Annotated in this window: 13 protein-coding genes; 6 read left to right on the top strand and 7 right to left on the bottom strand. The window is 69.0% G+C overall.

Annotation, left to right across the window (positions count from 1 at the left end; all coding sequences use genetic code 11):
• The first annotated feature begins 50 nt into the window (after positions 1-50).
• The 3 genes from FZ938_RS10470 to FZ938_RS10480 all read left to right on the top strand — a co-directional run bounded on the left by FZ938_RS10470 (position 51) and on the right by FZ938_RS10480 (position 2340).
• Positions 51-1028 (top strand): choline ABC transporter substrate-binding protein, encoded by a 978-nt coding sequence (locus FZ938_RS10470; RefSeq protein WP_149198423.1) that lies wholly within the window; start codon positions 51-53, stop codon positions 1026-1028.
• 220 nt (positions 1029-1248) lie between these two features.
• Positions 1249-1671 (top strand): nucleoside-diphosphate kinase, encoded by a 423-nt coding sequence (gene ndk / locus FZ938_RS10475; RefSeq protein ID WP_085089708.1) that lies wholly within the window; start codon positions 1249-1251, stop codon positions 1669-1671.
• A 156-nt stretch (positions 1672-1827) separates the two neighbouring features.
• Positions 1828-2340: a hypothetical protein gene (locus tag FZ938_RS10480; protein WP_149198424.1), complete on the top strand. Its 513-nt coding sequence runs from the start codon at positions 1828-1830 to the stop codon at positions 2338-2340.
• A gap of 27 nt (positions 2341-2367) precedes the next feature.
• On the opposite strand, the gene FZ938_RS10485 is transcribed toward FZ938_RS10480, so the two are convergent.
• The gene (locus tag FZ938_RS10485) at positions 2368-2721 is read right to left on the bottom strand and encodes a cupin domain-containing protein (protein ID WP_149198425.1); all 354 of its coding nucleotides are present in this window, start codon (positions 2719-2721) and stop codon (positions 2368-2370) included.
• Positions 2722-2996: 275 nt separating this feature from the next.
• Here FZ938_RS10485 and FZ938_RS10490 point away from each other — a divergent pair, with 275 nt between their 5' ends.
• The 3 genes from FZ938_RS10490 to FZ938_RS10500 are packed head-to-tail and all read left to right on the top strand — an operon-like array spanning position 2997 to position 7692.
• Entirely contained in the window at positions 2997-5531 is a 2535-nt protein-coding gene (locus FZ938_RS10490; protein WP_246457835.1) for a response regulator, read from the top strand.
• An 8-nt stretch (positions 5532-5539) separates the two neighbouring features.
• On the top strand, positions 5540-7438 hold the full coding sequence (locus FZ938_RS10495) for a response regulator (protein ID WP_149198427.1): 1899 nt from the start codon (positions 5540-5542) through the stop codon (positions 7436-7438).
• A 59-nt stretch (positions 7439-7497) separates the two neighbouring features.
• Entirely contained in the window at positions 7498-7692 is a 195-nt protein-coding gene (locus FZ938_RS10500) for a hypothetical protein (protein WP_149198428.1), read from the top strand.
• Between the two features lie 40 nt (positions 7693-7732).
• On the opposite strand, the gene FZ938_RS10505 is transcribed toward FZ938_RS10500, so the two are convergent.
• From FZ938_RS10505 to tssJ, 6 genes are all read right to left on the bottom strand, one after another.
• Entirely contained in the window at positions 7733-7918 is a 186-nt protein-coding gene (locus tag FZ938_RS10505) for a hypothetical protein (protein WP_136704195.1), read from the bottom strand.
• A 413-nt stretch (positions 7919-8331) separates the two neighbouring features.
• A complete protein-coding gene (locus tag FZ938_RS10510; protein WP_174757275.1) occupies positions 8332-8751 on the bottom strand; it encodes an ATP-binding protein in 420 nt (139 codons plus the stop codon).
• 47 nt (positions 8752-8798) lie between these two features.
• Positions 8799-10820, bottom strand: a complete 2022-nt coding sequence (locus FZ938_RS10515) for a serine/threonine-protein kinase (RefSeq protein ID WP_149198430.1) — start codon at positions 10818-10820, stop codon at positions 8799-8801.
• Complete coding sequence (tssM, locus tag FZ938_RS10520) at positions 10802-14470, bottom strand: type VI secretion system membrane subunit TssM (RefSeq protein ID WP_149198431.1); 3669 nt, start codon at positions 14468-14470, stop codon at positions 10802-10804. The genes FZ938_RS10515 and tssM overlap by 19 nt, the downstream gene beginning before the upstream one ends.
• A 17-nt stretch (positions 14471-14487) precedes the next feature.
• Entirely contained in the window at positions 14488-16020 is a 1533-nt protein-coding gene (icmH, locus tag FZ938_RS10525) for a type IVB secretion system protein IcmH/DotU (protein WP_149198432.1), read from the bottom strand.
• Complete coding sequence (gene tssJ / locus FZ938_RS10530; protein WP_149198433.1) at positions 16017-16709, bottom strand: type VI secretion system lipoprotein TssJ; 693 nt, start codon at positions 16707-16709, stop codon at positions 16017-16019. Before tssJ ends, icmH begins: the two co-directional genes overlap by 4 nt.
• Positions 16710-16752: the final 43 nt, after the last annotated feature.

The following is a 16752-nucleotide window of genomic DNA, read 5'->3' on the forward strand; positions in this document are numbered from 1 at the left end:
CCCGCGCGCCGATAACGACAACGATAACCACAAGCAAGGAGAACAGGGATATGGGCAAGACTTTCGGTAAACTCTCGGGCCTCGCCGTCGGCCTGATGCTGGCAGCCGGGACCGCCGCCCTGCCGGCGGGGACGGCTCTCGCCGCCGATCCGGCATCCTGCAAGTCGGTGCGTTTCGGCGATGTGGGCTGGACCGACATCGCCGCGACGACGGCGCTCGCCTCCGTCACGCTGGAGGCGCTGGGCTACCAGCCGACCACCAGCATCTCGTCGGTGCCTGTCGTCTATCTCGGGCTGAAGACCAAGTCGCTGGACGTGTTCCTGGGCAACTGGATGCCCACCATGGAAACCTTCATCAAGCCGGTGCTGGAGGATGGCTCGGTCGAGGTGACGCGCGTCAACCTCGAAGGCGCCAAATACACGCTGGCCGTCCCGACCTATGCCGCCGCCGCCGGGTTGAAGAGCTTCAAGGATCTGGCGAAGTACAAGGACAAGCTGGACGGCAAGATCTACGGCATCGAGGCCGGCAACGACGGCAATCTCATCATCGACAAGATGCTGAAGGCCGATGCCTTCGGCCTGAAGGACTTCAAGCTGGTGGAATCCAGCGAGGCCGGCATGCTGGCCGAGGTGAAGCGCGCGACCCGGACCAAGAAATGGATCGCCTTCCTGGGCTGGGCGCCGCACCCGATGAACAAGACGATGGACATCACCTATCTGGCCGACGGCGACGACTGGTTCGGCCCGAACTTCGGCGGTGCCACCGTCAGCACCAACGTGCGCAAGGGCTATGCCGCCGAATGCCCGAACGTCGGCAAGTTCCTGTCCAATCTGGTCTTCACCGTGGACATGGAGAATTCGGTGATGGACGGCATCATGAACGGCGGCCGCAAGCCGGAAGCGGTGGCGGCCGACTGGCTGAAGAAGAACCCCGCCGTCCTGAAGACCTGGCTGTCCGGCGTCACCACGCTGGACGGCAAGGACGGTCTGGCCGCCGCGCAGGCCAGGCTGGCCGCGCTCAAATCCTGACCTGACGCCGTCTTTCCGCATTGCCTCCTCGACTCCGGCCGTGGCGGGATTCCGCCGCGGCCGTTTTTTCGGGAGGCAGGCGACGTCCGCCTCCAAACGAACGCCTTGCCGCGCCGCGAAAGCGCCTCTATAAAGCGGCCCATCCGGCGCCCCGGTCTTCCGGCGGCGCCTCCGTGTTTTTCAAACGGCGAAAAGCCCCATTCCCGCAGGAGTCACCACCATGGCCGTCGAACGGACCCTCTCGATCATCAAGCCCGATGCCACCCGCCGCAACCTGACCGGCAAGATCAACGCCAAGTTCGAAGACGGCGGCCTGCGCATCATCGCCCAGAAGCGCGTCCAGCTGTCCAAGGCCCAGGCCGAGCAGTTCTACGGCGTGCATCGCGAGCGTCCGTTCTTCGGCGATCTGGTCTCCTTCATGATCTCCGGCCCGGTGGTCCTGCAGGTTCTGGAAGGCGAGAACGCCATCGCCCGCAACCGCGAGATCATGGGCGCCACCAACCCGGCCAACGCCGCCGAGGGCACCATCCGCAAGGAGTTCGCCGAGTCGATCGAGGCGAACTCGGTCCACGGTTCGGACGCCCCGGAGACCGCCGCCCAGGAGATCGCCTTCTTCTTCGCCGGCATCGAGCTGGTGGGCTGATCCTGCTCGCTTGACCGTCGGTCAGGCTTGCCGAAAGGGCCGCTCCCGCAAGGGGGCGGCCTTTTTTGCGTTTTGCGTCAAGCTCTGGCAGTATCGGGGGCCGTGAACATTTTGCCCCGCAGATGCCGGGGCCGATCCCGACAGGAGTTGCCCGCGATGGAATCCCAATCCGCAAAGCCGATCATCGCGGCGCTGCTGCAACCGCTGCCGGTGCTGACCCAGCCGCAAGCCCGCAACGACCTGTCCGACGAATCCGTGGTGCGCCTTCTGGTCCGCCAGTTCATCGACCTCAGCCTGGACGCCTTCAACCAGGTCCTGCAGGGCAAGCTGGACCAGGATGAGGCGGTGGACGGCATCAATCGTCAGGCCATCGCCCTGAACTCCGTCTTCCTCGGCAACAGCGGCTTCGAATCCGTCATCACCCACCCGTGGAACACGCCGGAACAGCTGGGCGCCTTCCTGAAGGACGTGGTGGCGTTGGAATATCCGGAGGACGACTGCGTCCGCGCCATGCTGATCCATCTGGCGACCCAAGTGATGCACGCGCTGCGCCTTCCCGACGAGGAGCGCAACGAGGAGGTGGAGGCGCTCACCCTCGACGCCGCCGACCTGCTGCTCGGCCGCGCGCCGGAAGACGACGGCGAGATCGACATCGACATCGACGTCTGAGCGGTCGCCTCCCTTACCCCGGCGGCTTCATCCCGCCGGGTTCAGGTTCACTTCGATCAGCACCGTGTCCTCGATGAAGTCGGCGCTGTGCCAGGCTTCGGGGTCGAAGCGGATAACCATCCCCGGCCGCAAATCCACTGGACCGGCTTCGCAGGTCAGCAGGGCGCGGCCTTCCACGACGATGACGAACTGTTCGTGCGCATGGGCGTGGCGCGGGGCGGCGGTCCCGGCCTTGATGACGATGTGCTTCAGCGACGCACCGGTGCCGGGAAAGCTGCGCCGCTCAACGCCCTCTGCGGTCTGGGCCGGCAGGTTGCTCCAGGTGATCACGTCGGCATTCGGTGCGGCATTCGGGGCGGCCTTCGGCGTGGCGGGGGGCATGGTGGGGTCCTTCCTTGCGAAACTCACCGGCTTTTCAACGTCAACCCGTTGATACGGGCACCGTCGCATCCCGGATCTCCCGCCGCTCGCCGGAACTGCTTCAGGCTGTCGAATTCGTGCCAAAGCCGGGGTGCTAAACCTGCTGTTAACGCCTGACCTTCTAAGACGGGACAATCCGGCGGCATTGCCGCCGGACGATCTTCCGGACCGACGGAGGCTATGTGGACGTTGCAGACACCGACCGACCGCTCCGCACTGCGGGTGCCGCTGAACCGGTGTCCGGGCCGTCCCGTCTTTCCGCCGCGCTGCCCTGCGTCCTGGGCGGGCTGATCGGCTTCGGCACGCTTCTGGCCCTGTCCGCATCCGGCAGGATCGATCTGCCGGCCGCCGCCGCACTGGCCGTCGCCGGCGGGCTGTCTTTGTGGGGCGCGCTTCGTGCCGGGTCCGCCGCCTCGGCGCTGGCCCGCTCCGACGCCGCCCTGGTCGAGGCACTGGACGAGTTGGACGGGTTGCGCGCCCGCGCCCGCGACTTTGCCGCCGTTTCCCCCGGCTGGTTGTGGGAAACCGGGTCGGATCACCGTTATCTGTCGCTGTCGGGTGGGCTGACGGCTCTGCTCCGTTGCGATCCGCGGACGATATTCGGCGATTCGCTGTTCGACCTGGGGACCTTGGTCGCCGACGAGGCGACCTGGGCCGAATACCGTGCCGACATCGAGGCCGGCCGGCCCTTCCGCGACCTGGAGGTGAGTTTCGAAGGGGTGGACGGCCGCGACCTCGTGCTGCGGCTCAACGCCGTGCCGGTGCGCGGCGCCGACGGGCGCTTCCGCGGCTATCGCGGCTGCGGCGTCGATGCCACCGCCGAAACGCTGGCGCTGGTGGAGGCGCGCTTCATGCAGGCGGTGGTGCATGATGCCATCGACAGCGTGTCCGAAGGCTTCGTCCTGTTCAGCGCCGACGGCCGGCTGCTGATCTGCAACGAGCAATACCGCCGTGCCTATCCGACCATCGCCGACATGCTGACACCCGGCAGGAGCTTTGCCGAGATCCTGCGCGCGGCGGCCGAACGCGGCGGTTTGGAAGGTGCGGACGACATCGGCGCCTGGGTGGAGCAGCGGCTGACCCGCCACCTGCAGCATTCCGCCCCGGTCGACGGCCGGCTGTCCGACGGGCGCTGGTACCGCATCAGCGAACATGCCACCGGCACCGGCGGCGTGGTGAAGATCCTGATGGACATCACCGAGCTGAAGACGCGGGAGGAGGAGCTTGCCCAGCAGACCGCCCGCCTGGAACAGACGGTCGCCGCCCTGCGCGAAAGCGAACTGCGCTACCGCCAGTTGGTGGAACTGGCGCCCTACGGCATCGTCATCTGGGACCGCGCCGCCATCCGCTTTGCCAACGGCGCCGCCGCCGCGATCCTGGATATGGCGGCCGAAGCGCTTGAGGGCCGGCCGCTCGCCGGCTTCCTGGAGGATGGCGATGCGCTGGCGGCGATGCTCGCCGGTGCCGCCGATGGCGAGGAACAGCGGCTGGAATGCGACGCCCTGCGCCCCGATGGCGAGCGCCGCCGGCTGGAGGTCGCCGCCAGCCAAGCCGTCTATGCCGGCGGGCCGGCGGTTCTGCTGGTGTTGAACGACATCACCGACCGCCGCCGGGTGGAAGGCGAACTGCAGCGCGCCCAGAAGATGGAGGCGGTGGGCCGGATGGCCGGGGGCATCGCCCATGAATTCAACAACATGCTGACCGCCATCGGCGGCTTCGCCCGGCTGGCGGAGCGCAACCCCGCCGATCCCGACCGCGTGCTGACCTGCGTGCAGGAGATCGCCAAGGCGTCCGAACGGGCGGCGGCGCTGACCGGCCAGCTTCTGGACTTCTCCCACCGCCGCGTCACCGACGAACGCGAGGTGGTGGCCGTCGCGCCGCTGGTGCGCGACCTGCGCGTCTTCCTGAAACCGCTGCTCAGCGCCGGCATCGACGTGGCGATCCTGGCGGAAGATGAAGGCGCGCATGTGCTGGTCAACCCGGTCACGCTGAATCAGGCGCTGCTGAACCTCGCGCTGAATGGGCGCGACGCCATGCCCCACGGCGGCACCCTGACCATCGCCCTGACGACGGAGGTTCCGGACGATGCCTTCTTCGCCCGCCATCGCAGTCTGAGGCCCGGCCGTTACGTGGTGATCCGCGTGACGGACCAGGGCACGGGCATCCCGGCCGAAATCCGCGACCGTATCTGGGAGCCCTTCTTCACCACCAAGGAGCCGGGGAAAGGCACCGGGCTCGGCCTGTGGATGGTTTACGGCACGGCGCAGCAGTCCGGCGGTGCCGTTGAACTGGAGGACGTGGCGGGGGAGGCTGGGCACGGCGCCAGCTTCGCCCTCTACCTGCCCGCCGTCGATACGCCCGCCGAGCCGACCGGGTTCGATCCACTGCACGTTGCCGAGGGAGAAGGGGCGGTCATCCTGCTGGTCGATGACGAGGACTCGGTCCGCCGCTACCTGCGCCTCGTGCTGGAGGAGGCCGGCTGCACGGTGGTGGAGGCGTCGGACGGCCAGGAGGCGTTGACCCGTTATGACGAGGCCGGCGGCCTGTTCGACGCGGTGGTCAGCGACGTGTCGATGCCGCGGATGAACGGCCTGGAACTGGCCCGTGCGCTGGAGACCCGCAACCAGCTTCTGCCCATCCTGTTCCTGACCGGCTATGCCTCGCGCGAGACGGCGGCCGGGCTGACGGCGCAGGAGGGGCGGCAGATCGTGATGAAGCCGGTGACGCCGGAGCGGCTGCTGGCCGCGCTCCGCGATCTTCTGGCCTTGTGAGGGCGGGGATGGAGGCTTCCCGTCACGACAGTCCGGCAAAGGGACCGGCAGCGGAGCCGGCGCCGGACGAGGCGGAGGGAACGGCTCCGGCCGCCTGTCGCGAGCCTGCCGATTTCTATACGCCCGCCGGCCGCGACGGTGTCGGCCGCTTCTGCCGCCGCTTTCTCGACGAGAATGCGCTGACCGCAACGGAACTGCTGCACCACCCGCGCCACCAGACGGCGCTGTCCAACACCGCCACTTTCGTCGCCATCCTGACCCAGGCAGAGCGGGCGATGGACCGGAAGGGCGGGATGACCCCGCTGGTCAACGAGATCGCCCGGCTGTCGCGCGAACGGCTGAAGGAAAATCCGCCGCCCGACTTCCTGCCCGACGCCTATCCCGGCACGGCGGCGGAACTGCTGTCGGTCGGCGGCTTCCTCGGCCGCTTCCTGCTCGATGCCGCCGTCACCCAGCACATCGCCGCCTGCCGCAGCTTCGCCGAGAAGGCCGAATCGCTGCTCGATCTGGCGGAGACCACCGAGCATCCCGACGCGCTGACGCCGCTGGAGCGGTTGCTGGGCGAAATCCTGCTGAGCGACGCCGGTACCGCGTCCTGCGCGCGCGATGCGCCCTTCGTCACGCTGATCGACTTGATCGTGACGCTGATCGCCGCCGACCGGCCGATGCCGGACGAGGCTCCGCCGGTGTTCCGCCGGCTCGACGCGCTGATGCGCCGGGTACCGATGCCGGGATTGCGCGATGCGCTGGCCGCCGCCTTCCGCCGCGAGATGGCCAAGCCTGCCTGCTTCACCATCGCCAGCGCCGGCGACATGTTCGGCATCGAGGCGGTGCAGCGCGAGATCCTGGCGTTGAGCGATCTGTCCACCCGCCTGCGCGACCGCGAGGGCGCCTATGTCGGCGGCGCCCGCACCGAAGCGGCCCTGCAGCGCCGCACCGCCCTGCTGGTCAACGAGGACACGGTTCCGGAGATCACCCGCGGCCGCAATTTCGTGCAGAAGCTGCGCATCCTGCTGGTGCTGCAGAAGATGCCGCTGTCGCCCTCCGCGGCCAAGGCGGTGACCGATTACCTGAAGAGCTTCTTCGACAGCCGCGATTTCGCCGGCCGCCTGCTGGACTGCTGGAAGGACCGGAACGAGAAGCTGAAGGGACTGGCGGAGGTGCAGCGCATGGTGCTGTCCAGCGCCTTCCCGGAGGAGGAGCGGGAGTATCTCGGCAGCCAGCTCGACGACATCCAGAACGCCTTCCTGCGCACCCAGCGTGTGTTGGCTCCGCTGATCCAGGCCAAGGACGATCCGCCGGTGGACAGCGTGCTCGACATCGTCCGGCTGGCAGGGGAGGGGGGGATCTGCAGCGGCAAGAGCCGGCTGGCGGTGGCCCGCGTGCTCTACCGCCACTGCCACCGCCCGCGCTTCGTCCGCCATGTGCTGCTGAACGCGCCGGGAGCGAAGGAACGGGCGGCGCGGGCGAACTGGCTGCGGCAATCGCTGGCGATGGTGGGCGTGCCCTTCATCGACCTCGCCGCGCAGCGCGTGCTGGTGGTGGATGACGAGGCCGGGCCGCGCGCCCTGGTCGCCTCCGTCCTGCAGGACCTCGGCGTCGGTCATGTCGACACCGCTGCCGATGGGCAGGAGGCGCTGGAGCGTTTCCAGGCCGATGGCACGGCCTACGACCTGATCATCTGCGATTGGATGATGCCGCGTTTGAGTGGTCTCGACCTGCTGAAGCAGGTCCGCGGGTCCCGCAGCGACCTGCCGTTTTTGATGGTCACCGCGCTGGCGACGCTGGAGGCGGTGAAGAAGGCGCTCGCCCATCAGGTCAGCGGCTACATCGCCAAGCCCTTCACGCCGGACCAGCTGGAAGAGAAGATCTTCCTGGTGCTGGCGCAGAAGGGAATCGGCGAGTAGGGGACTTCCGCCGCGCCGGACTGTTGTGGTGTGCGAGACCCCATCGAAGGAGCCATCCCATGACAGACCAGAAATCCGCCAGCAGCAATGTGCTGTCCAACGAACCCGACCGCGACATCGCTGATCCGCTCGACGCGGCCAAGGAGGTGTCGGATACCGGCAAACCGATCACCCCCGATACCGAATCGGCCAAGCATATCGACCGCCCGGCGGAAAAAGGCAAAGCCGGAAAGACTGCCAAAAAGACTGAATGAAGGGGAACCTCTCTCCCAGGGCGGGCGAGAGACATCGGGCTCAGCGCAACTCCAAGCCGGCCTGCTTGAAGGCGCGGGCGAGGGCATCGACGATGGCCGGGTCGACCTCGCCCGTTCCGTAATCGAGATTCATGACGGCGTACCACGGCACGCCGGCCTTGTTCGCCAGCATCCGTGTCGACCAGCCAAGGCGCAGGCGTGCCTCTTGGCACTGCGACCCGGTCATGATGCGTCGACTCCACACGTTAGCGTTTGCCTTCCATGGCCTAGCCCCTGGTCCGCCGCGAGAAGCCCGAATGGCCTATCCCACCCGCAACCTGGGGCTATCCATGATAGTGCAAGAAATTGCCCGGCTTGTCATGTGTCGGGTTGTTGCATAGCGAAACGCTCTGCTTTGCTGGATTGTCATGGAAGACAATTCGCCGGCATTCGATGAAAACCGCAGGAAGTCCGCAAGGCCATCAATAAGACCGCACCAGTGATGGGGACTTGCCCCCGACTGCCGGCTTATGCATCGAACCGCAGGCTCGACAAGGGATCTATGAAGATTTTTTGGAGTGAGTTTTACAGAGTGCCTCGCCGCTTCCGGTTGCGTCATTCCGCACGCCTTCAGCCCCAGAGTCCTTAGCGCCAGAGCCCTCAGCCGATGCTCTTGGACAGCAGGATCAGGTTGCGGCCGCCCTCGCGCCGGTAGCTGGCATGGTCCATCGTCTTCTGGACCAGGAACACGCCCAGGCCGCCGACGCGGCGGTCGTCGACGTCGCTGGTCAGATCGGGGGGCGGGGCTTCGGCGAAGGGGTCGAAGGCGTCGGCATCGTCCTCCACCTCCGCCCGCAGTTCGGTACCGCCCGCTTCCATCCGCACCCGGATCTCGTGCGGGCCGGCATCGCCATAACCGTAGGACACGGTGTTGGTGATGAGTTCGTCGAAGCAGAGGTTGAACTTGAAGGAGAGGTCGGGGGGCAGGTCGTTGCGCTCGATGAACTCTTCCACCGCGGCGGCCAGCCTTTCCAGTTCGGACAGGTCGTTGCGCAACACCATTTCCAGGCGGTTCGTCACGGTATCGTCCATCCGCTCTGCCCCCATTCCGGCCCCCATTCCGCCCGCTATGCCGCCACGCCGGCCACTGCCCAGCGGCGCAGGGCCGTCAGGGCGATCCGTTCCACCTCGCTCCAGCCGAGCCCGCCCGCCATATCCGCCAGCGCCACCAGCCGGCTGCGGGCGCCGGTGTCGCCGACCGGCGCGTTGCCCAGGTCGGCGGTCAGCCCGGCGACGAGGCCGTAGAGCATGGTCGACAGGCTGTGCATCAGCGCCGCGCAATCCGGCGCGGTCAGCCGGGTGGCGAACAGATACAGCTGGCCGACACCGCGCAGTCGGGCGGCGAAGCTCTCCGCCGTACCGGCTCCAGTCGCGACCTCGCCGCGCAACTCTTCCACCGACAGGCTGGCGAAGCGGCCGGCGGCGGCGATGAATTCGGCCACAGCGTCCTGGGGCAGGCCGCCGGTGGCTTGGCCGCCGGTCTCGAACAGGCGTTGCGCCATGACGATCAACTCCTCGATGTTGGCGAGGATGATGGCGACGCCGAAGCGGGCCAGCCCGTCGTTGCCGTCGGTGCAGGCGCGCAGGATCTGCGTCACCTTGCGGATGACCTGCACGGCGAACATCAGCATGGCACTGCGGCTCTGCGCCAGTTCGGCCTCGGCGCCCAGCTCCTCCAGCGCATGCTGCAGGATCTCCAGCCGCAGGAAGTCGAGCGACAGCATCTGGATGTCCGGGTTGTCGCCGTCCATCAGCACGCGGTTCAGCTCGCCGGAATAGAGGAAGAAGCGGCCGGACAGGTCGAAGGCGATGCGCGCCGCCGACATCCTGGCCCGATCGGCCGCCGGCGTGCCGGCCAGCGCACGGGTCATCGCCGCGAACAGCCGGACCATCGGCATCCAGTCGCGCCGCTGGCTGGCGGGCGCGGCGCGCGGCGCCGGGGTGGAGGCGACGATCAATTCGGTCAGCGGCTCGATCCCGGCACCGAGCAGAACCGACTGCCAGCGCTGAATGTCGCCGCCGCTGCCCGCCTGCCAATCCGCCAGCATGTCCAGCAGTTCGGTCAGCTTGCGGGCGTCCAGCGGCTGGCCGGGGATGGCGCGCAGGGCCGTTTCCAGCGCCGCCGCCAGCGCATCCCGGTCGCGCAAGGGGGCGACGGTCGGAACCTCAGCATTGAACAGGGTCAGTTCGGCCGTGGGCACCGCCGCCTGCATGGTGCCGGCAACCACCAGCGCGTGGCGCAGCGCCTCGGCGAACTCCGCGGCGCTGGCGTAACGGTCGGCCGGCGCCTTGGCCAACGCCTTCAGGATCACCGTGTCGAAGGGCGGCGGCAGTTCCGGATTGCCGTGCGACGGCGGTGGCGGCTCGACGAACAGGATCTGCTGCATCACCGTGGCGACGGAGCCGGAGAAGGGCCGCCGCTGCGCCAGCAGGTAATAGAGCACCACCCCGGCGGAGAACAGGTCGCTGCGCGCGTCGGCCTTCTCCCCGCGCAGCACCTCCGGCGCCATGTAGGCGGGGGTGCCCAGCAGGTCGCCGGCCTGGGTCAGGTCGGAGGAGGAGATTTGCGCGATGCCGAAATCGGCCAGCTTCGGCGTCAGGTCGTCCTGCACCACGATGTTGGCCGGCTTGATGTCGCGATGGATGACGTTGCGGGCGTGCGCGAAGGCCAGCGCGTCCAGCACCGACGCCATCAGGGCGCCGCCCTGCTGCACCGACAGCGGCGTGTCGGCCTCCAGATACTGCTTCAGCTCCCGCCCCTGGATCAGCTCCATGGCGAGGTAGGGTGCGGCGCCCTGGCCCATCTCTCCAAGGCCGGCATCCAAGGTGCCGTAATCATGGACCCGGACGATGTTGGGGTGGTCCAGCTTCAGCCCGATCTGCGCCTCCCTCCCGAAGCGGGCGAGCACGGCGTTGCGCTCCGCCGCCGCCAGCAGCTCGGCGCGCAGCAGCTTCAGCGCGACCGGCCGTCCGGACCGCCCGTCGGTGGCGCGATAGACCACGCTCATCGCACCCTGGCCTAGCACCCCCTCGACCCGATAGGGGCCGATGGGGCCGGGAAGCGCGCCGCCTACAGCGCCGTCGGGCATCGGAAACTCTCCAGCAGGTTCTTGCCGAAGGGGTTGTTCACGCTGTCGGCCCGCAGGGCGAAGACCGCCTTGCGGGTGCCCACCGTCACCGAGAAGGTGAAGCGGTCGGGCTGCGGCGTGGACTCCAGCTTGCCGTCGGCGAGGAAATGGAACAGGGCCCAGGGACCCTGACGCGAAATGCCGGCCGGTTCGCCCGGCAGCGGCGGGCCGAAGCCGAGACGCACGCTGCTGGTGCCCTCCGCCCCCGGCCATTTCATCACCTGCGGGCGCGGCGGGCCGTGCTGGTAGATCAGCGTCTGGCCGTCGATGTCCATCGCCACCTGGGTTGCCTTTGCGTCCAGCTCCACCGGCGTGATCTCGAACACCACCTTGGCGGCGGTCGCCCCGGCCGGGAACAGACTGTCGCGGATGCGCGCCGCCCGTTCGAACTGGTCGAGCACGGCGGGCGGAATGCCCAGATCGACCTGATCCACCTTTTGCCATGCCCAGGGGCTGACCGTCATGTCGACGAAGGGGCGCAGGTTGGTGTTGAAGAACTGGTCGATCATGCCGCCCGGCGCGAACAACTTGGCGAAATCGGCCGCGGTCACGTCGACCGGGCTGTTCGGCACCATGGGGAAACGGTTGTCGAGCGCCGCCCGGCAGAAGGGCAGGACGGTGGACTGCCAAGCCTTGTTGATCTGCACCCGCGCGCCGCCGGCGCTGACCGTCGCCGCGCTCTGCGCCACGGTGGCGACCATGCCGCCGACCGGATCGGGCAGGTCGCGGGCGAGATTGCGAAGCTGCGCCGCCACCGCCCCCTTGTTATCACCAACTCCGGCGCCGCCGGCCAGCCCGGCCAGCAGCGCGCCGTTCTGGTCGGGCGCGTTGGCGGCCCGCGCGATCTGCTGGTACAGCTCGCCCAGCAGCTTCAGCGAGTCGTCCAGCTTCGGCGGCGCGCCGCCTTCACCCTGCACCAGCTCGCGCAGAGCCTTGAAGTGGTCGTTGATCGGCTGGCCCGGCGGCGGCCCTTCCGGCTGCAGCGAAACCCCGGCCAGCCGCGCCAGATAGGCGGCGTTGGTGCCGGTGGACTCCACCGCCTTCTCACCCGCCTGCGCCTGCTGCGCCACCCCGGCCAGCGGCCCGCCGGCCACCGGTCCCTTGCCATCCGCCGGCTTGTCGCCATTGGGCTTGTCGGCCGGGCCGGGCGCCAGCGTGGTCTGCCGCACCATGGCGGTCAGCCACAGCTTCAGCGGCGATTGCGGGCCGGACAGCGTGTTCAGCACGTCGGCGGCCTGGTTGAGGCTGCGCAGCGGCACGATCACCACGTCGCCCAGCATCTCGTCCCACTGGCGGGCGTAGCGGTCGAGATAGACGGCGAGGATGCCCTGTTCCAGCCGCTGCGCGCTGGCCACAGCCTGCGGGCCGCTGCTCGGCTGGCCCAGCACCCAATTCTCCGCCACCAGCGCCTTGGCGACCTTGGGCAGCGCCGGCAGCACAGCCTTGTGGAAACCGTCATAGGTGTAGAGGCCGGGGACGCCGTCCGACAGCGGCTTGCCCGACGGGCGGATCAGCACCCGCCCGGCCAGCGGCCCGGCATTGTCGACCAGCCGCCAGTCGGCCAGCGCCTGGATCTCCGGACGGTCGCGCAGGATGGCGAAGCCGCGTTCGGCCAGCGGATAGTTGGTCAGGCTCTGCCGAGCCTCCTCGACCAGCGCCTCGTCCAGCGGCATGGCGGGCAGGGGGGCGGCCAGCATGGCGTCGAGATGGGTGCGCAGGTCGCGCCGGATGCCGTCATAGGCTGGCCCCGGCAGCGACGCCATCCAGTCCAGCGCCATCCACTCCGACACCAGCGACTTGTCCATCGGCCCCTTGCCGGCCAGCATCAGATAGACCTTCAGCGCCTGGAACAGGTATTCGGGCCGGCCACGCTCGTGGCGCAGCTGCCCTTCCACCCGCAGGAAGACGCGCGGCAGCAGCACGGCGTTCAGCGCCCGGCCATAGACCGTCCCGCTCAGCCGGCCCAGCCGGTCGCCCTGATAGAGGCCGCCGGTCATCTCCAGCGGCGGCGGCTCGGTCCAGCCGGCGGGGATGGCGCGCAGCGTGTTCAGCGGCGGCACGATGGTGATGAAATCGGTGTCGTCCACCTTGGTCAGCGACCGCGGTGCGGCGGCGAGCGGCTCCAGCTCGGCCTGCGCCTTGGCGGCGGCGGCATCTACCCCGGCGACCAGGGCGGCATTGCCGGTGAAGCTGTTGGCCCAGAAGGCGGCGACCGCCAGCCCGGCCAGCAGCATCGCCGCCATTGCCCCGCCGCGCAGCAGGCGCCGCCGCCGCTCCAGCCCGCTGTCGGCGCCGACCAGCCCGGCCTCGGCGAACACCACCTCGCGCAGGGTGCGGGTCAGGAAGTAGCTGCGCCCGCCGCTGGCCGCCGGCAGCACCGGCCGCTCCAGCCCGAAGGACCCCGCCACCATCTCCGACAGGCGGTCCACCGGGGCGCCGTCCTGGGTGCCGCTGGTCAGATAGACGCCGCGCAGCAGCGCCCGTTCCTCGTAGCGGTTGGGCTCGAAGATCACCATCAGCAGGTCGGCGATGGCCGGCTTCAGCGCGGCGATCTGCGCCGGGAACAATGTGTCGAGCGAGCGGCGCTGGATGTCGGATTCGCCATGGACGCGGTCCAGCACCCGGCGGGCGATGCGGCCTGTCAGTGCGTCGAACTCCTCGCCGAAACGGTAGACCGGGGCGTCGTCGCCCTTCCTGCCGTCGTCCAGCGGGAAGGTGACGCCCCAGACCTGCTCGCGCTCCTCGCGGCTGAGATCGTCGAAGAACTCGGCGAAGCCGGCGATCAGGTCGGCCTTGGTCAGCAGCACATAGACCGGAACGCGCGACCCGACCTGCCCGCGCAGCTCCTTCAGCCGCAGCTTCAGCTGCTCGGCATGGCCCTTGCGCTCCGGCTCGCTCCAGGCGGCAAGCTCGGCAAGGCTGACGGCCAGCAGGATGCCGTTCACCGGCTGGCGCGGGCGGTGGCGCTTCAGCAGGGCGATGAAGTTCTTCCACACCTTGCCGTCGATGGCCGGCTGGCTGTCCTGAGTGATGTAGCGCCCGGCGGTGTCGATCAGCACCGCCTCGTCGGTGAACCACCAGTCGCAGTTGCGGGTGCCGCCGACGTCGCGCAGTGCAGCCCGCCCCATCTCCGCCGCCAGCGGAAAGCGCAGGCCGGAATTGGCGAGCGCCGTCGTCTTGCCCGCCCCCGGCGCGCCGATCAGCAGATACCAGGGCAGCTGGTAGAGATAGCGCTGTCCCCATTTGCCGCCGAAGCGCGCCTTGCGCAGCTGGTCCAGCGCTTCGCGCAGCCGGCCGCGCAGCAGGTCGGTCTCCTGGCCCACCGCTTCGGAGTCAGGATCGGCCTTGGCGGCCGGCGTCGCCTTGGTCAACGCCTGCACCATGCGGTCGTTGGCGCTGCGGTGGCGGTACAGCGACCACTGCATCGCCAGCGCCCACACCAGCAGGATGCCGAACACCGCCGCCAGCCGGATGGTCGCATCCTCCAGCGGGAAGGCGCCGGACACGGCGACGAGCGGCCCCAGGAACCAGACGATGGCGCCCAGGCACAGGGCCGCGACCAGCGTCAGGAACCAGCGGGAGGTCAGGGCGGAGAGGATGGATTTCAGCATCGGTGTTTCGCCATCGGTCAGGGCGCCAGCACGATGTCGACGCGCCGGTTGGCCTGCCGGCCCTCCGCCGTCGTGTTGGGGGCGATCGGGTCGGTGTCGCCGCGCCCTTCGGCGCTCAGGCGGCTTCCACCGTCCTTTGAGGCGTCGGCGCCCAGGATCTCGGTCATCAGCCGCTGCACCTTGTCGGCCCGCGCTTCCGACAATTCCTGGTTGGACGGGTAGCGCAGCGAACGGATGGCGACGCTGTCGGTGTTGCCGATCACCGAGATCCGGCCCTTCTCGGGGCGTAGCGCCTCGGCCACATGCTTGAACACCTCGACATAGCGCGGCTCGATGCGGTCGCTGCCGGACGCGAAGACGTTCAGGCGGGTGCGGACCAGCACGCGACCGTCGGTGCCGCCACTGACCTCGACCAGCCCGGCCTTGATGTCGGCGGCCAGCGCGGTGGCCACGCGGTCGGCCACGGTCCGGCTGGGCGGCGGGGCGGGCAGGGTGGCCGGCGCCTCGATCCGCGCGACCTGAACCGGCTTGTCCGGGATCAGCCCGGCCAGCCGGCGATAGGCGGCGTCGGACTGATCGGCCAGGGCGAAGACGAACCAGGCATAGAGCGCTGCCAGCAGCGCCACGATCATCACCGCCGGAACCCAAAGCGGGATGGTGGCCGCCAACGGGCGGAAGCCATCGGCCTGCCCGCGCCAATGGGGCGACAGGTCGCGTTCCGCCTCGCCGCGCTGCTTGCGGATGACGCGGTACAGCCGGTCGCGCAGCTTCGCCAGATCGCTGTAGCCGCGCTGCATGACGCGGAACTTGCCCTCGAACCCCAGCGAAACGCAGAGGTAGAACAGCTCCAGTTCCATCAGGTGGCGGTCAGGCGCGTCGGCCATCTGGTCGAGCAGGTCGAAGAAACGCTCGCCGCCCCAGGTCTCCTTCTGGATGGTGGAGACCATGCTCTTGTGCGCCCACAGGCTCTGGCTGCCCCAGGGGGTCGCCAGCACCACGTCGTCCACCGTGGCGCACAGTGCATAGCCGGCATTGCGGATCTGGGCGGCGGGCAGGCCGGCGCGCACCGTCGCCGCCTCGAACCGCTGCATCTCCGCGATCACCCGCTCGCGCAGGGACTCCACGTCGCGGTGCTGGGGCAGATCGCGCACCCGCACCACCATCGCCAGGATGGGCGCCGCGGCGGTGATCAGCGGGTTGTCGCTGACCGCGGTCAACGCCGTCAGCGCCGCGTCGTCCAGCGGCCGGAAACCGGGGGAGAACGGCGCCTGGACGGGGGCGGACGCGGATGCCGGCGGTGCGGACGCCTTGGCCGATGCGAAGGCGGGCGGCGAGAAGGCTGCCGGCGAGAAAGCTGCCGGAGCGGGGGCGGGGGAAAAGGATGGGGCGCCCTGACCGAAGGCGGGCGGCACCAGCCCGGCCGCCGGATTGGCGGCAGGACCGCCGGCCGGTGCGGCCGGGCGCTGGAACGCCATCGGCTGCATCACCGTGGCGTCGATGTCGTCCGGTTCGTCGAACGGGTTCTTGTCGGGCGGCGGCCGGACGCTCATGACGGCCCCTTCACGATCAGGTTGTGCTTGGCGGCGGGCGGCTGGTCGGTGGAGACCTTCGGCGCGGGTTCAGCCTTTTCGGCGCCGGGCTTTTCCGCCTTCGGCTTCTCGGCATCCGGCTTATCGGCGTCGGCTTTGTCCGCGTCCGGCTTGTCCGCGTCGGGCTTGTCGCCCTTGGCCTCGCCATCGGCGGCTGCGCCCTCGCCGTCCTCGCCATCCTGCCGGACCAGCGAGATGGTGCTGCCCTTGGCGGTCAGGACAAAATTGTTCGCCTTGTTCGGCTCCACAGGCTGCAGGGCGCGCCAGCCGGCTTCCTCATAGGCGCGGAAGGCGGCGGCGATGGCCAGCGTCTTGACGTCCGGCTTGGGCTGGATCGTCACGGTCTGCCTGTTGTCGGGCTGCGCCGCCACTTCCTGCCGGTCGAGCAGGGTGGGGCCGAGCGTCGCCTTGTCCTGGTCCATGACTTGGAAGAAATCGGCGTTGGCGAAGGCGTCGCTTGGACCGAGCTGGTAGAGCCGCAGCATCACCGGAGACGGCCGGCCGCTCGGATCCGGGTTCAGCGCCTTCGCCCCAATCACGGTCAGCCGGATGGTGGTCGGCGGCGGAGGCTTCGGGGCGGAGGAGCAGGCGGCCAGCGCCAGCGCTGCGGCCAGGGCGGCAGCGGACCATGTCGTCTTCCGGATCCGCATCCAGCCGGCAATCCTCTGCATCACCACACCTTTCCCCTTATAC

The sequence above is a fragment of the Azospirillum oryzae genome, from assembly GCF_008364795.1.
Lineage (GTDB): Bacteria > Pseudomonadota > Alphaproteobacteria > Azospirillales > Azospirillaceae > Azospirillum > Azospirillum oryzae.

Excerpts from the sequence above, each read along its gene's own strand:
- icmH (WP_149198432.1), bottom strand. The coding sequence starts at position 16,020 with ATGAGCGTCCGGCCGCCGCCCGACAAGAACCCGTTCGACGAACCGGAC.
- FZ938_RS10480 (WP_149198424.1), top strand. The coding sequence starts at position 1,828 with ATGGAATCCCAATCCGCAAAGCCGATCATCGCGGCGCTGCTGCAACCG.
- FZ938_RS10500 (WP_149198428.1), top strand. The coding sequence starts at position 7,498 with ATGACAGACCAGAAATCCGCCAGCAGCAATGTGCTGTCCAACGAACCC.
- tssJ (WP_149198433.1), bottom strand. The coding sequence starts at position 16,709 with ATGCGGATCCGGAAGACGACATGGTCCGCTGCCGCCCTGGCCGCAGCG.
- FZ938_RS10495 (WP_149198427.1), top strand. The coding sequence starts at position 5,540 with ATGGAGGCTTCCCGTCACGACAGTCCGGCAAAGGGACCGGCAGCGGAG.
- FZ938_RS10485 (WP_149198425.1), bottom strand. The coding sequence starts at position 2,721 with ATGCCCCCCGCCACGCCGAAGGCCGCCCCGAATGCCGCACCGAATGCC.
- tssM (WP_149198431.1), bottom strand. The coding sequence starts at position 14,470 with ATGCTGAAATCCATCCTCTCCGCCCTGACCTCCCGCTGGTTCCTGACG.
- FZ938_RS10515 (WP_149198430.1), bottom strand. The coding sequence starts at position 10,820 with ATGCCCGACGGCGCTGTAGGCGGCGCGCTTCCCGGCCCCATCGGCCCC.
- FZ938_RS10505 (WP_136704195.1), bottom strand. The coding sequence starts at position 7,918 with ATGACCGGGTCGCAGTGCCAAGAGGCACGCCTGCGCCTTGGCTGGTCG.
- FZ938_RS10470 (WP_149198423.1), top strand. The coding sequence starts at position 51 with ATGGGCAAGACTTTCGGTAAACTCTCGGGCCTCGCCGTCGGCCTGATG.
- ndk (WP_085089708.1), top strand. The coding sequence starts at position 1,249 with ATGGCCGTCGAACGGACCCTCTCGATCATCAAGCCCGATGCCACCCGC.